Here is a 14,775-nt window from a genome sequence, read left to right on the forward strand (position 1 = left end):
AATCAGTCCGGAATTTCATCGGGGACTGGCCGAGGCGCAGGGGCGGTGAGCGAGGTGATCTTGATCAGCAGGCCGAGGTGGCCGTTGTCGAGGAAGTTCAGCTGGCCGTTCTTGGTGTGGCTTTCCTGTTTGAGGCGTTCGCTGGCGGTGACCATGCCGTTGGCGTCGATCTGGTTGACCCAGAAGTCGGCGTCAACATCGGTGAAACGGCCCAGTTTCAGATCCAGCGTGCCCTCGATCGGGAACTGGCCGAACTGTTCCTTGCCATCGCTGATTGCGATTTTACTGGCTTCTTCCCCGAGGTTCTGTTGCCAGGCTTTGTGCAGCAACACCGTGTATTCGTTGCTGGCGGTGAGTTTTTCCACTTCGCCATTCAGGCTCGGCGTGCGCAGGCTGTCCTTGCTGATGGGTTGGGCACCGGCAGCCCAGTCTTCCGGCGCGGCTTTGCTGACAATGGCAGGCACAGCGTTCTGCCGGACCAGAATCATTTCAATCTGATACAGGTCATCGGCAAACGCCGTGGGGGCGGCCAGGGTCATCAGCAAGGTCAGTGAGCGAAACAGGCGCATGCGGCGTCCTTCAAGCAGTTTTCGGAATGAGGCATTCAAGCAGTGCCTCTACAGTATTAAAGCGCTCTTCCGGGCGCTCCATCGGGACCATGAATTTAAACATCGTGGCGCCTTCGAATTTGTAGCGTTTAGGCTGGCCCTGAATCAGTTTGATCAGTGTCAGCGGATCGACCGGTGTCTGTGCCGCGAATTCGATTCGACCGCCTTGCGGGCCGCCGTCGACTTTCTTGATGCCCAGCACTTCGGCCTGCAACTTCAGCGCCGTGATGCGCATCAGGTTCTTGGTCGGCTCCGGCAGCAGGCCGAAACGATCGATCATCTCGACTTGCAGGTCCTTCAAGCCTTCCTCGTCGGTGGCCGAGGCAATGCGTTTGTACAGGATCAGTCGAGCATGCACGTCCGGCAAGTAGTCTTCGGGAATCAGCGCCGGTACACGCAAATTGACTTCCGGACCACCGCCCAGCGGCTGATCGAGATTCGGCTGTTCGCCCTTGCGGATCGACTTCACCGCGCGTTCGAGCATCTCCATGTACAGGGTGAAACCGACGGCCTGGATCTGCCCGCTCTGACCGTCGCCCAGCAGTTCGCCGGCGCCACGGATTTCCAGGTCGTTGGTGGCGAGCACGAAGCCCGCGCCGAGGTCCTGGGTATTGGCGATTGCTTCCAGGCGCTTTTCTGCATCCGGAGTGATTTGCTGGCGCGGCGGTGTCAGCAGATACGCGTAAGCCTGGTGGTGACTGCGACCGACGCGGCCGCGCAACTGGTGCAGCTGCGCCAGGCCGAATTTGTCGGCACGCTCGATGATGATGGTGTTGGCGCTCGGCACATCGATACCGGTCTCGATGATGGTCGAAGCGATCAGCACGTTGAAGCGCTTGTGGTAGAAGTCGCTCATCACCTGTTCGAGTTCGCGCTCGCGCATCTGCCCGTGACCAATACCGATCCGCGCTTCCGGCACCAGTTCGGCGAGGTCGGCGGCGCATTTCTCGATGGTCTTCACATCGTTGTGCAGGTAGTAGACCTGACCGCCACGCAGCAACTCACGCAGCAGGGCCTCTTTGACCGTGCTCTTGTTTTGCTCCATGACGAAGGTCCGCACCGACAGGCGACGGGCCGGCGGCGTGGCGATGATCGACAGGTCGCGCATGCCCGACACCGCCATGTTCAGCGTGCGCGGAATCGGCGTGGCCGTCAGGGTGAGGATGTCGACTTCACTGCGCAGCGCCTTGAGCTGTTCTTTCTGACGGACACCGAAACGGTGCTCTTCGTCGATGATCACCAGCCCGAGGTTTTTGATCTTCACGTCGTCTTGCAGCAGTTTGTGCGTGCCGATGACGATGTCGATCTTGCCTTCGGCGAGGTCCGCCACGGCGGCGTTCACTTCCTTGGTCGACTTGAAGCGGCTCATCACTTCCACGCTCACCGGCCAGTCGGCGAAGCGGTCGCGGAAACTGTTGTAGTGCTGCTGGGCGAGCAGGGTGGTCGGCACCAGGATCGCCACCTGGCGACCGCCGTGCACGGCAATAAACGCTGCGCGCATCGCCACTTCGGTCTTGCCGAAACCGACGTCGCCGCAGACCAGGCGGTCCATCGGCTTCGGCGCGAGCATGTCGGCGCGCACCGCATCGATGGTGGTTTGCTGGTCCGGGGTTTCTTCGAAGGGGAAACCGGCGCTGAAGGTTGCGTAATCGGCTTTCGGGTCTTCGAAGGCATAACCTTCGCGAGCGGCACGGCGGGCATAGATGTCGAGCAATTCGGCCGCCACGTCGCGCACCTGTTCGGCGGCTTTGCGTTTGGCTTTCTGCCAGGTTTCCGAGCCGAGACGGTGCAGCGGAGCCAGGGCATCGTCGCTGCCGGTATACCGGGCGATCAGATGCAGGTTGGCGACCGGCACGTATAGCTTGGCGCCTTCGGCGTATTGCAGGGTCAGGAACTCAGCGGCCTGATCGTCGATTTCCAGCGTCGCCAATCCGAGGTAGCGGCCGACGCCGTGATCGATGTGTACCACCGGCGCGCCTTCACGCAGCTCGGTAAGGTTTTTGATGACCGCATCGTTGTTGGCGTCGGCGCGTTTTTCGCGGCGACGGCGCTGCATGACGCGCTGACCGAACAATGGACTTTCAGCGACCAGCGCCAGCGCTGGATTGTCGAGTACCAGGCCTTCGTCGAGCGGCGCAATGGTAATCGCCAGGCGTTCCTTGCTCGCGACGAAGTCTGGCCAGCTATCGACGGTTTTCGGTCGCAGTTTCAGGCGTTCCAGCAGTTCCAGCAGCACTTCGCGACGGCCCGCGGATTCGGCGGTAAAAAGCACGCGACCGGGGAACTCGTCGAGGAAGCCCGCCAGCGCCGCCAGTGGCTGCGTTGCCTTGGCCTCGATGGCCAGGTTCGGCAGCTCCCGCGCCGGGAAGCGCTCGCGGCCGACACCGGTTTCAACATCCTGTTGACTGGCCACCACACGCGGCCAGCTCTTCAGGCGGGCAAAGCAATCTTCCACCGGCAGGAACAACTCGGCCGGCGGTAATAAAGGACGAGAGGGGTCGACGCGGCGCTCTTCATAACGATTGCGCACATCGTTCCAGAAGTTTTCCGCCGCCTGTTCAATGCCCGGCAGGGAAAACACTTGCGTGTCCTGGGGCAGGTAATCGAACAGCGTCGAGGTTTCGTCGAAGAACAGCGGCAGGTAGTACTCGATACCCGCCGGTGTAATCCCGCTGCTCAGATCCTGGAAGATCGGGCAGCGACGGAAGTCGACATCGAAGCGCTCGCGGAAGCGTGCCTTGAAACGGGTGACCGCGTCTTTTTGCAGCGGAAACTCGCGAGCCGGCAACAAGCGAACGGTGTCCACCTTGTCGATGGAGCGCTGGTTTTCCGGATCGAAGGTACGCAGCGTCTCGATTTCGTCGTCGAACAGGTCGATCCGAAAGGGCAGTTTGCTGCCCATCGGGAACAGATCGATCAGCGAGCCGCGGACGGTGAATTCGCCGTGCTCGTACACGGTGTCGACGTAGCGATAGCCACTGGCCTCGAGCCGGGTGCGCATCTGCTCGACATCTAGCTTCTGGCCGACGTCCAGCACAAGGCTGCTGCCGAGCAGGAATTTGGTCGGCGCCAGGCGATGCAGGGCCGTGGTGATCGGCACCACCAGCACGCCATGGCTCAGCTCCGGCAGCCTGTAAAGGGCGGCGATGCGCTGGGAAATGATGTCCTGGTGCGGCGAGAACAGATCGTAGGGCAGGGTTTCCCAGTCCGGGAAATGCAGCACCGGCAAATCCGGGGCGAAGAAACTCAGCTCCTGTTCCAGCCGTTCGGCACTTTGGCTGTCGGCGGTCAGCAGCAGGGTAAAGCGCTTGGCAGCGCTGGCAGCCTCGGCGATGGCCAGGCTCAGGGCGGCACCGGGCAGGTTGCCCCAGTGCTGTTTACCTGCCGCGGCAGGGAGAAGCGGTAGACGCAGAACGGGCACGGAAGGTTGAGCTCCAAGCGTTGCGACAAAGTCGGTAATTGTAGCGGCCCCGGGTGCCGCCTGTCAGTTGCTGACTGTGTCTATTACGCAGGTTTGGCGAAATGTAGTGGTAAAGACAAAAAACGCCGGTTTTTTGCTGAAAATTACCGATTATGTAGTGGCAAAACGATCGAGTGTTACGGAGAGTTACGGATAAGACAGTGGTGTCTCCAAAAAATTGACTTCGCTGAAAGCCGCGGTTTTACAGGGCTCCGGCAGCGCGTGATTTTTTTGAACGGGAATTTGTTACGGATCGCACGACAGGCGCGCATTGCTACGGGAGTCACTCGGCGGCATAATGTAGCCCCTTTTTTCTGCCCCTACATGTGGAAGGTTCCCGTGACTCAGAAGCCCGACCAGTGTCTTGGTGAATGGATCGACCGTGAAGCACTCGCAGAAGCGATGATTCCGCTTATCGGTCAGCTCTACCGCAACAACAACGTGGTGAGCTCGATCTATGGCCGCAGCCTGATCAACCAGTCTGTCATCGCGATTCTCAAAGCTCACCGCTTTGCTCGCCATCGTTCTTCCGACGATAGCGAACTCTCCGTCCACGAAACATTCCCTCTGCTTAAAGCCATGAGCGAGCTCAAGCTCGGCGCGGCGTCGGTAGACCTGGGCAAGTTGGCGTTCAAATTCCGCGTCGAAGGCAATGGCCGCACTGCCGAGCAGTTCGTCCGTGAAGAACTGGCGGACGTGGTTGGCCAGCAAAACGCCTCCGCTCGCAAAGGCACCGACGTTGTCCTATACGGCTTCGGTCGTATCGGCCGTCTGCTGGCGCGCATCCTGATCGAAAAAACCGGTGGCGGCGACGGCCTGCGCCTGCGTGCCATCGTGGTGCGTAAAGGTGCCGAGAACGACCTGGTCAAGCGCGCCAGCCTGTTGCGTCGCGATTCGGTACACGGTCCGTTCAACGGCACCATCGTCATCGACGAAGAAAACAACACCATCACCGCCAACGGTAACCTGATCCAGGTGATCTACGCGAAGAACCCGACCGAAGTGGATTACACCCAGTACGGCATCAAAGACGCACTGCTGGTGGACAACACCGGTGTATGGCGTGACGCCGATGGCCTGGGTCAGCACCTGGCGTGCCCGGGTATCGACCGTGTTGTTCTGACCGCGCCTGGCAAAGGCAAGCTGAAGAACATCGTTCACGGCATCAACCACAGTGAAATCACCGCTGAAGACAAGATCGTGTCCGCCGCTTCCTGCACCACCAACGCCATCGTGCCGGTGCTCAAGGCTGTGAATGACAAGTTCGGCATCATCAACGGTCACGTCGAAACCGTTCACTCGTACACCAACGACCAGAACCTGATCGACAACTTCCACAAGGGCGATCGCCGTGGCCGTAGCGCCGCGCTGAACATGGTCATCACCGAGACCGGTGCTGCCACGGCTGCTGCCAAGGCCCTGCCTGAGCTGGCCGGCAAGCTGACCGGTAACGCGATCCGTGTTCCGACGCCGAACGTGTCGATGGCCATTCTCAACCTGAACCTTGAGAAAGCCGCCACCCGTGAAGAGATGAACGAGTACCTGCGCTACATGGCGCTGCACTCCGATCTGCACAAGCAAATCGACTTCGTCAATTCGCAGGAAGTGGTTTCCACCGACTTCGTTGGCTCGCGCCACGCAGGCGTTGTGGACGCTGAAGCAACCATCACCCAAGACAACCGCGTTGTTCTGTACGTTTGGTACGACAACGAATTCGGTTACAGCTGCCAGGTGGTTCGCGTGATGGAAGACATGGCCGGTGTAAACCCGCCAGCGTTCCCGCGCTAAGCGTTAGCTGGAAATGAAAACGCCCCGACTTTGGTCGGGGCGTTTTTGTTTGTGTGTCTGTTGGATCTTTGTTGTCAGCACCGGCCTCATCGCTAGCAGGCTAGCTCCCACACTGGATCTGTGGCGTTCACAAGTTCCCTGTGGGAGCTAGCCTGCTAGCGATGGCGATCTATCAGGCGCCGCCTGCCACAGCGGCTTGCGCGGTCCGCAGTTCATGCCGATTGCCTTTGAACAATACCAGTGTCGCAATCAACCCCAGCACCGCCGCTCCACTGAGCCAGATCCCCGGTGCAGCCTTGTTGTCCAGCACATGAATCAGGTACGTACAGGCCGCCGGTGTAAACCCGCCAAAGGTCGCCGTCGCCAGGCTGTAGGCTAAAGAGAAACCCGTCGTACGAACTTCCACCGGCATGATCTCGGTCAGCGCCACGACCATGGCGCCGTTGTACGAGCCATACAGGAACGACAGCCACAATTCGACAATCAGCAAATGGCTGAAGCTCGGGTTCGCCACCAGCCACGACAGGGCAGGATAGGCGGTGAGGATTGCCAGAATAGTCGCCGCCAACAGCAGGGGTTTGCGTCCGATCTTGTCAGACACAGCGCCCATCACTGGCAACCAGAAGAAGTTCGACAGACCGATACACACCGTCACCAGCAACGCATCCAGATCCGACAAATGCAGTTCGGCTTTGCCAAAGGTCGGGGTGTAGGCGGTGATCAGGTAAAACGATACGGTCGTCATCACCACCAACGCCATACCGGCGATGACAATGCCAAAGTTCTGACCGATCGAGTGGACGATTTCCCGCAGGGTAGGGCGGTGTTTTCGTGCCTGGAACTCAGGGGTTTCTTCCAGCGAACGACGAATCACGAAGATCACCGGCACAATCATGCAGCCGATCAGGAATGGCACGCGCCAGCCCCAGTCGCCCATTTCTTCCGGGCTGAGCCAGTGGTTCAAGACAACCCCCAACAGGCCGGCGAAAACCACCGCCGCTTGCTGACTGGCGGACTGCCAACTGACGAAGAAGCCTTTGCGGCCCGGTGTGGAAATCTCCGCGAGATACACCGACACGCCGCCCAGTTCCACGCCGGCAGAGAAACCTTGGAGCAGTCGACCGAACAGCACGATCAACGGCGCGGCTACGCCCAGCGTGGCGTAACCCGGTACGCAGGCAATCAATACCGTGCCCGCAGCCATCATCGCGAGGGTAATGATCAGGCCTTTGCGGCGGCCATGGCGGTCGATGTAGGCGCCGAGGAAAATCGCCCCCAGTGGGCGCATGAGGAAGCCGGCACCGAAGGTGGCCAGCGACAGCATCAAGGAAGCGAATGCGCTGTCGGCAGGGAAGAAGGTTTTGGCGATGGCCGTGGCGTAAAAGCCGTAGACCATAAAGTCGAACATCTCGAGAAAATTGCCGCTGACAACGCGAAAAATCGCTTTGCCTTTGCCTTTGCCTTTGCCGGTCGTGGAGGACATGTCTGGATACTCACTTTTAAATCTTGTAAGAAATCGTTTCGCGCGTGTCCCATAATGGCCGGCGTGCTTTTGCTGGGAGATGAAGATTTGTTCACTGGACGTTGGAAGGTAGTTGTGATGCTGGCTGGTGTTTTGGCTGCATGCGGCAATGGCGATTCCATGGAGAGCTTCGGCGGTCGGACTATGGGCAGCACTTATTCAATCAAATACGTGCGCCATGCCAATCTGCCCGTGCCCGCACAGGTGCGCAGCGAGGTGGAGAAGATCCTCGCCGAGGTCGACAAGCAAATGTCTACCTACCGCAGCGATTCTGATATCTCGCGCTTTAACGAATTGCCCGCCGATCGTTGTCAGACCATGCCCGCGTCGATTCTTGAATTGATCCGCGTTGGCGAGCAGCTGTCGCAACAAAGCGAAGGCTCCTACGACCTGACCGTAGAACCGCTGATGAATCTCTGGGGATTCGGCCCACAAGGGCGCGAGGAAAAAGTCCCAAGTGATGCGGCGCTGACCGAGGTGCGGCAGCGGGTCGGCCGCCAGCATCTGCATATCGACGGCCACCAGTTATGCAAAGACGCAGCGGTCGAAGTCGACTTCAACAGCATCGCCGCCGGCTACGCCGTCGACACGATTGCCGCAAAACTCGAAGCCATGGGCATCCACAACTACCTCGCCGAAGCCACCGGCGAACTCAAGGCGGCGGGAAAGAAACTCGACGGTTCACCCTGGAAGATTGCGTTGGAGGAACCCCGCGACGATCAGCAAGTGGCTCAGCGCGTCATCAATGTGGACGGCTACGGCGTGTCCACTTCCGGGGACTACCGCAACTATTTCAAACAGGACGGTCGGCGCTTTTCCCACACCTTCGATGCCCGCACCGGTGCGCCAGTCTCACACGCCCTGGCGTCAGTCACGGTGATTCATCCTTCAGCGTTGATGGCCGATGGCTTATCGACGCTGTTGCTGATTCTCGGTCCTGAACGGGGTTGGGACTATGCCGAAACTCACAACATCGGTGCATTCTTTGTGATTCGTGCCGATACAGGTTTCGTCACACGAACCAATCAGGCTTTTGAACGCCTCAGTAGCGGAAAAACCGAATGATTACGGCGATTTGCGCATTGAAGACTGGCGTTGTAGTGCAGGCAAAAGTAGCCTACGACGCGACCAAGGGTTAATGTGCGCGGCGTTGACGCTTCTATAGACTGTGTCCGGGTTCTGCACTGGCCCCAAATTGTTCCTTCACGCCGCAGATCGGCGTGATTTAGCCGCAGGTGCCGAGGGCGCCGCGGCCTGTTCTGAGGAGTACGCATGGCTGTCTACAACTACGACGTGGTGGTGCTGGGTTCCGGCCCGGCGGGAGAAGGCGCGGCAATGAACGCCGCCAAAGCAGGGCGCAAGGTGGCGATGGTTGATAGCCGTCGCCAGGTCGGCGGCAACTGCACCCACCTGGGCACCATCCCGTCCAAGGCACTGCGTCACTCCGTCCGGCAGATCATGCAGTTCAACACCAACCCGATGTTCCGGGCCATTGGTGAGCCGCGCTGGTTCTCGTTCCCGGACGTGCTGAAAAGCGCCGAGAAAGTCATTTCCAAACAAGTCGCTTCGCGCACCGGCTACTACGCCCGTAACCGCGTCGACGTGTTCTTCGGCACCGGCAGCTTCGCCGACGAGCAAACCATCGAAGTGGTCTGCGCCAACGGCGTGGTCGAAAAACTGGTGGCCAAGCACATCATCATCGCCACCGGCTCGCGTCCTTATCGCCCGGCGGACATCGATTTCCATCACCCGCGTATCTACGATAGCGACACCATCCTCAGCCTCGGTCACACCCCGCGCAAACTCATCGTTTACGGCGCTGGCGTAATCGGTTGCGAATACGCGTCGATCTTCAGCGGTCTGGGCGTGCTGGTTGAGCTGGTGGACAACCGTGGTCAGTTGCTGAGCTTCCTCGACTCGGAAATTTCCCAGGCGCTGAGCTACCACTTCAGCAACAACAACATCACGGTTCGCCACAACGAAGACTACGACCGCGTCGAAGGCGTGGACAACGGCGTGATCCTGCACCTCAAGTCCGGCAAGAAGATCAAGGCCGACGCCTTGCTCTGGTGCAACGGCCGGACCGGTAACACCGATCAACTGGGTCTGGAAAACATCGGCGTCAAGGTCAACAGCCGTGGCCAGATCGAAGTCGACGAGGCCTACCGCACCTGCGTACCCAACATCTACGGTGCCGGTGACGTGATCGGCTGGCCGAGCCTGGCCAGTGCCGCGCACGATCAGGGTCGTTCTGCCGCTGGCAGCATCGTCGACAACGGCAGCTGGCGCTTCGTGAATGACGTGCCGACCGGCATCTACACCATTCCGGAGATCAGCTCGATCGGCAAGAACGAGCAGGAGCTGACGCAGGCCAAGGTGCCGTACGAAGTCGGCAAGGCATTCTTCAAGAGCATGGCGCGTGCGCAGATCGCCGGCGAGCCTCAGGGCATGCTGAAGATTCTGTTCCACCGCGAGACGCTGGAAGTGCTGGGCGTTCACTGCTTCGGTTATCAGGCGTCGGAGATCGTCCACATCGGTCAGGCGATCATGAACCAGCCGGGCGAACTGAACACGCTGAAGTACTTCGTCAACACCACGTTCAACTACCCGACCATGGCCGAAGCCTATCGGGTAGCGGCGTACGATGGTCTCAACCGGCTTTTTTGAGCGGCTCCGGCCGGTGGCCTGAGCCGGCCGGGGAGACCGATTTCAGCAATTCTCGAGCGTGGCAGTGGCCAAACCGGGAAAGTCTGTAATCAGGCTGTCAACGCCGAAGTCGGCGAGTCTGCGCATTAGCGCGGGCTCGTTGACTGTCCACACCGACACATGCAGCCCCTGACGCTGCGCCTTCTGCAGGCGTTCCGGCGTACACAGGGTCCAGTTCAGCGCCAGAATCTCACAGCCATAGCTTTGCGCGACCTTCAACGGGTCGAGCCAGGCGTATTCGGCCACCAGTCCGCGGGACACATCCGGCACCAGGTCCAAAGCCGCTTTCAACACTTCTCGTGAACTCGAGGTGATGGTGACCTTGTCGAGCATGCCGAAACGCTGAGCCATTTCGCGAATCGCCAGCACCGTGGTTGCGGCGCGGGTGCGTGAAGCGCTTTTGACTTCCAGCTGCCAGTGCTCGAAGTCGCATTTCTCGAACAATTCTTCCAGCGTGGGAATCGGGCACGGCTTGATCCAGCCCGGGCCGCCCGTGCGTGCGTCGTAGGTCACCAGCTCTGCCGCCGAGTGCTCGACGACCTTGCCGCGCCGGTCGGTGGTGCGCTTGAGCGTCGGGTCGTGAATGACCATCAACTCGTTGTCCATGGACAGATGCAGGTCCAGTTCGCAGCGGCGTACGCCGTGCTTGAGGCATTCCTGAAAGCTGGTCAGGGTGTTTTCCGGTGCTTCGCCCTTGGCGCCGCGATGGCCGTAGATGAGGGTCACGGTTCTTCCTTAAATTAAATGCCGGATTCGTTTTCGCGGGCCAGACGTCGTTCCTGGGCCTGCTTCTGCAAAATGTAGCGGGCCAGCAGTTGGCGCTGGGCATCGGTCGGACGTTCGAATTCGGTGCCGACGTCGTAGCCGTCGCCCTTGCGATCGCAATGGGTAACGCGCGCCCGCAGCAGCAGGCCGAGGGCTTGCGGCATCAGCACCAGTTTCACCGACAGGTGCGTACCCGCGGCAATCGGTGTGGGGTGCTGGAAGTCGACGCCACCCTCGGAGATGATCACGGGCTGCGGCTCGCCGATCTGTCCAAGCACGGTGATGGCGACCACCTGGCTGAGCAGATCCATGCGTTTGTTCTGGGATTTCAGGAACGCCGCGAGGTTGCGGTCGCGTTCGCTGATCTGGCGCAACAGGTGTTGCGATTCGAACTCGCTCAGGTGCAGTTCGCTGAGCAGGTTGAAGAGTGGGGAAGCATCCTGCAACACTTCCTGGCCTGCGGCTTCGGGAGCGGACAGGGGCCGAATTTCCAGTGCGATCGTGTCCTCGATACGGTAGTATTCGCGGCGATCTTCTTCATCTAATGTCGACATGGCGAACCCATGGTAGCGGCGGTGGTCTGAGTGTAAAGCTGGTTATCGACCCCCGCCACAAGGACGTTCCTTTTCCCTCCGAACAAGCCCCGACATGTTCAGACCTCTCTTCGTATTTATTGGCACGCGTTATACCCGTGCAAAGCGTCGCAATCATTTTGTGTCGTTCATTTCCCTGACTTCGATGATCGGTCTTGCCCTCGGCGTGATCGTGATGATCGTGGTGCTGTCGGTCATGAACGGCTTCGATCATGAGATGCGCACCCGCGTGCTGGGCATGGTGCCCCACGCGACCATCGAGTCCGGCGAACCGATCAGCGACTGGCAAGACCTCGCCGCCAAGGTCAAGCAGAACCCGCAGGTGACGGCCGTGGCGCCGTTCACTCAGATGCAGGGTTTGCTGACCAACAACGGCAAGGTCTCCAAAGTGCTGCTCAATGCCATCGACCCGGCGCTGGAACGCCAAGTGTCGATCATTGACAAGTTCATGCTGCAGGGAAAACTCGATGACCTCGCGCCGGGCAGTTTCGGCATCGTCATCGGCGACAAGGCGGCTGCCAAGCTCGGCGCGGCCATCGGCGACAAGCTGACCTTCGTCGCGCCGGAAGTCACCGTGACCCCGGCCGGCATGTTCCCGCGCATGAAACGCTTTACTGTGGTCGGCATCTTCCATGTCGGCGCCGGCGAGATCGACGGTTACCTGGGTGTTACCAACCTGCAGGACCTGGCGAAGCTGCACCGCTGGAAGCCGGATCAGGTGCAGGGCATCCGCCTGAAGTTCGACGACCTGTTCCAGGCGCCACGCACTGCGTGGAACATCGCCCAGCAGCTCGGCGAAGACCATTTCTACGCCCGCGACTGGACCCGCACCCACGGCAATCTGTATCAGGCGATCCGCATGGAAAAAGCCATGATCGGTCTGCTGTTGCTGCTGATCGTTGCCGTCGCTGCGTTCAACATCATTTCCACGCTGGTGATGGTGGTGAACGACAAGAAAGGCGACATCGCGATTCTGCGTACCCTCGGCGCCACGCCAGGTTCGATCATGGCGATCTTCATGGTGCAGGGCACCGTCATTGGCGTGGTTGGCACACTGATCGGCGCCGTGGTCGGGATCTTCGCCGCGCTGAACGTCAGCGCCGCGATCTCGGTGCTCGAAGGCCTGATCGGGCACAAATTCCTCAACGCCGACGTGTACTTCATCGATTACCTGCCGTCGCAAGTGCAGAGCCAGGATGTGTTGATGGTCTGCGCCGCCGCGTTGGTCCTGAGTTTCCTCGCCACCCTGTATCCAGCCTGGCGTGCCGCGCGCACCCAGCCTGCGGAGGCGCTACGTTATGAGTGAGTCGGGCATGAGTGATAAAGCAATCTTGAGCTGCCGCAACCTGGGCAAATCCTACGAGGAAGGCCCGGAATCGGTAGAAGTTCTGGCCGGTCTGCAACTGGAGCTGCATCCGGGTGAGCGCGTGGCGATTGTCGGCACGTCGGGGTCGGGCAAAAGTACTTTGCTCAACCTGCTGGGCGGCCTCGATACGCCGACCAAGGGCAGCGTCTGGCTCGACGGCGAAGAGCTTTCGGCACTGAGCGAGAAGAATCGTGGCCTGCTGCGTAACCGTTCCCTCGGGTTCGTGTACCAGTTCCACCATTTGCTGCCGGAATTCACCGCACTGGAAAACGTCTGCATGCCGCTGCTGATCGGCAAGACCGCGATCCCGGAAGCGCGTCAGCGTGCGACGGCGTTGCTGGAGCGGGTAGGGCTGGGCCATCGCCTGGAGCACAAACCGGCGGAATTGTCCGGAGGCGAACGTCAGCGAGTGGCCATCGCCCGCGCCCTGGTGAACAAGCCAGGCCTGGTGATGCTCGACGAGCCGACCGGCAACCTCGACTCCCACACCGCTCAGGGCATTCAGGATTTGATGCTGGAACTCAGCACCTCGATGCGCACGGCGTTCCTGGTGGTGACCCACGACATGAACCTGGCTCGCCAGATGGATCGCGTCCTGCATTTGCAGGAAGGTTGCCTGACGCCTATCTGATTGGCCGAAACCCGATGTCTGAAAAGACATCGGGTCTTTTATTTTTATACGGTGCCCCAGCGAATGTTCAGACCGTTATCGATCTTTATCGGCACGCGCTATACCCGCGCCAAGCGCCGCAATCGCTTTGTTTCGTTCATCTCGATGACTTCGATGATCGGCCTCGCCCTTGGTGTGCTGGCGATGATCGTGGTGTTGTCGGTCATGAACGGCTTCCAGCGCGAAATGAGCTCGCGCATCCTCGGCATGGTGCCCCACGCGACTATCGTCGGCGTCAATCCGATTGATGATTGGCAACCGGTGGCTGCGGCCGCGATGAAAAATCCCGAAGTGACCGCCGCCGTGCCGTTCACCGAGATGGAAGGCATGCTCTCCTATAAAGGCACGATGCAGCCGATTCAGGTCAGCGGTGTCGATCCGGCACTGGAAGGCAAGGTCTCGATCGTTGCCCAGCACATCGTTCAGGGTCGTCTCGATGCCTTGAAACCGGGCGAGTTCGGCGTGGTGATCGGCGAGATCACGGCGCGACGTTTCCGCTTGAATGTCGGCGACAAGATCACCCTGATCGTCCCGGAAGTCAGCAATGCACCGGGCGGGATTACCCCGCGCATGCAGCGACTGAACGTGGTTGGCGTGTTCAAGGTAGGTGCCGAGCTGGATGGTTCGATGGCGCTGATCCACGTTGCCGATGCCGCGCAGATGCAGCATTGGGAACCGAATCAGGTGCAGAGCGTACGCCTGGCGGTGAAGGATCTGTACGCGGCGCCGAAGGTTTCCAGCGACATTGCTGGCGGCCTGGGCACGGCTTACAAGGCTGACGACTGGACCCACACTCAGGGCAGCCTGTTCAGTGCGATGAAAATGGAAAAAACCATGATCGGCCTGTTGTTGTTGATGATCGTTGCGGTGGCGGCGTTCAACATCATCGCCACCCTGATCATGGTGGTGAACGACAAGGGCGCGGACATCGCGATCCTGCGCACCATCGGGGCTACGCCACGGCAGATCATGGCGATCTTCATGGTCCAGGGCACGGTGATAGGGGTGGTCGGCACCTTGATCGGCGGCGTGCTCGGGGTGATTGCCGCGCTGAACGTCAGTGAGCTGGTGGGCTGGGTAGAGCGGGTGAGCGGGCAGCACATCTTCAGTTCCGATGTGTATTTCGTCAGCAACCTGCCTTCGGAATTGCAGGGTGGGGATGTGTTGTTGATTTGCTCGGCGGGGTTTGTGTTGAGTTTCCTTGCCACGGTTTACCCGGCGTGGCGTGCGGCGAAGATTGAGCCGGCTCACGCGTTGAGGTATTCGTAAGCCTTAAGACCGCCATCGCGGGCTTGCC

11 protein-coding genes are annotated in these 14,775 nt (G+C 60.0%); 6 read left to right on the forward strand and 5 right to left on the reverse strand.

All coding sequences use genetic code 11. The annotated features are described in order from the left end of the window. Positions 1-2: 2 nt before the first annotated feature. A complete protein-coding gene (locus KJF94_RS06335) occupies positions 3-569 on the reverse strand; it encodes a CsiV family protein (protein ID WP_214381992.1) in 567 nt (188 codons plus the stop codon). Between the two features lie 10 nt (positions 570-579). After that, the gene (gene mfd, locus KJF94_RS06340) at positions 580-4,029 is read right to left on the reverse strand and encodes a transcription-repair coupling factor (protein WP_214381994.1); all 3,450 of its coding nucleotides are present in this window, start codon (positions 4,027-4,029) and stop codon (positions 580-582) included. Between the two features lie 363 nt (positions 4,030-4,392). On the opposite strand from mfd, the gene KJF94_RS06345 reads away from it, so the two are divergent. Beyond that, positions 4,393-5,856, forward strand: a complete 1,464-nt coding sequence (locus KJF94_RS06345; RefSeq protein WP_214381996.1) for a glyceraldehyde-3-phosphate dehydrogenase — start codon at positions 4,393-4,395, stop codon at positions 5,854-5,856. A 172-nt stretch (positions 5,857-6,028) separates the two neighbouring features. Here the strand turns inward: KJF94_RS06345 and KJF94_RS06350 are convergent, their stop codons facing one another. Beyond that, positions 6,029-7,339: an MFS transporter gene (locus KJF94_RS06350; protein WP_214381998.1), complete on the reverse strand. Its 1,311-nt coding sequence runs from the start codon at positions 7,337-7,339 to the stop codon at positions 6,029-6,031. A 117-nt stretch (positions 7,340-7,456) separates the two neighbouring features. Between KJF94_RS06350 and KJF94_RS06355 the strand changes: the two genes are divergently transcribed. Together KJF94_RS06355 and sthA are read left to right on the forward strand one after the other, a co-directional pair. Continuing rightward, the gene (locus tag KJF94_RS06355) at positions 7,457-8,443 is read left to right on the forward strand and encodes an FAD:protein FMN transferase (protein ID WP_250548226.1); all 987 of its coding nucleotides are present in this window, start codon (positions 7,457-7,459) and stop codon (positions 8,441-8,443) included. A gap of 207 nt (positions 8,444-8,650) precedes the next feature. Next, entirely contained in the window at positions 8,651-10,045 is a 1,395-nt protein-coding gene (gene sthA / locus KJF94_RS06360; protein ID WP_007984277.1) for a Si-specific NAD(P)(+) transhydrogenase, read from the forward strand. A gap of 42 nt (positions 10,046-10,087) precedes the next feature. On the opposite strand, the gene KJF94_RS06365 is transcribed toward sthA, so the two are convergent. Both KJF94_RS06365 and KJF94_RS06370 read right to left on the reverse strand, forming a co-directional pair. Further along, positions 10,088-10,810 carry a glycerophosphodiester phosphodiesterase gene (locus KJF94_RS06365; RefSeq protein WP_214382002.1) on the reverse strand — a complete coding sequence of 241 codons (723 nt, stop codon included), beginning with the start codon at positions 10,808-10,810 and terminating at the stop codon, positions 10,088-10,090. A gap of 14 nt (positions 10,811-10,824) precedes the next feature. Beyond that, on the reverse strand, positions 10,825-11,403 hold the full coding sequence (locus tag KJF94_RS06370; protein WP_214382004.1) for a PilZ domain-containing protein: 579 nt from the start codon (positions 11,401-11,403) through the stop codon (positions 10,825-10,827). A gap of 94 nt (positions 11,404-11,497) precedes the next feature. On the opposite strand from KJF94_RS06370, the gene KJF94_RS06375 reads away from it, so the two are divergent. From KJF94_RS06375 to KJF94_RS06385, 3 genes are all read left to right on the forward strand, one after another. Further along, positions 11,498-12,748 carry a lipoprotein-releasing ABC transporter permease subunit gene (locus KJF94_RS06375; RefSeq protein WP_214382006.1) on the forward strand — a complete coding sequence of 417 codons (1,251 nt, stop codon included), beginning with the start codon at positions 11,498-11,500 and terminating at the stop codon, positions 12,746-12,748. Between the two features lie 7 nt (positions 12,749-12,755). Then, complete coding sequence (lolD, locus tag KJF94_RS06380) at positions 12,756-13,439, forward strand: lipoprotein-releasing ABC transporter ATP-binding protein LolD (RefSeq protein ID WP_167362922.1); 684 nt, start codon at positions 12,756-12,758, stop codon at positions 13,437-13,439. Between the two features lie 63 nt (positions 13,440-13,502). Beyond that, positions 13,503-14,747 carry a lipoprotein-releasing ABC transporter permease subunit gene (locus KJF94_RS06385; RefSeq protein WP_214382008.1) on the forward strand — a complete coding sequence of 415 codons (1,245 nt, stop codon included), beginning with the start codon at positions 13,503-13,505 and terminating at the stop codon, positions 14,745-14,747. Positions 14,748-14,775 lie beyond the last annotated feature (28 nt).

The organism is Pseudomonas hormoni (assembly GCF_018502625.1).
GTDB lineage: Bacteria > Pseudomonadota > Gammaproteobacteria > Pseudomonadales > Pseudomonadaceae > Aquipseudomonas > Aquipseudomonas hormoni.

Excerpts from the sequence above, each read along its gene's own strand:
- lolD (WP_167362922.1), top strand. The coding sequence starts at position 12,756 with ATGAGTGATAAAGCAATCTTGAGCTGCCGCAACCTGGGCAAATCCTAC.
- KJF94_RS06355 (WP_250548226.1), top strand. The coding sequence starts at position 7,457 with ATGCTGGCTGGTGTTTTGGCTGCATGCGGCAATGGCGATTCCATGGAG.
- KJF94_RS06385 (WP_214382008.1), top strand. The coding sequence starts at position 13,503 with ATGTTCAGACCGTTATCGATCTTTATCGGCACGCGCTATACCCGCGCC.
- KJF94_RS06345 (WP_214381996.1), top strand. The coding sequence starts at position 4,393 with ATGTGGAAGGTTCCCGTGACTCAGAAGCCCGACCAGTGTCTTGGTGAA.
- KJF94_RS06375 (WP_214382006.1), top strand. The coding sequence starts at position 11,498 with ATGTTCAGACCTCTCTTCGTATTTATTGGCACGCGTTATACCCGTGCA.
- KJF94_RS06350 (WP_214381998.1), bottom strand. The coding sequence starts at position 7,339 with ATGTCCTCCACGACCGGCAAAGGCAAAGGCAAAGGCAAAGCGATTTTT.
- KJF94_RS06335 (WP_214381992.1), bottom strand. The coding sequence starts at position 569 with ATGCGCCTGTTTCGCTCACTGACCTTGCTGATGACCCTGGCCGCCCCC.
- sthA (WP_007984277.1), top strand. The coding sequence starts at position 8,651 with ATGGCTGTCTACAACTACGACGTGGTGGTGCTGGGTTCCGGCCCGGCG.
- KJF94_RS06370 (WP_214382004.1), bottom strand. The coding sequence starts at position 11,403 with ATGTCGACATTAGATGAAGAAGATCGCCGCGAATACTACCGTATCGAG.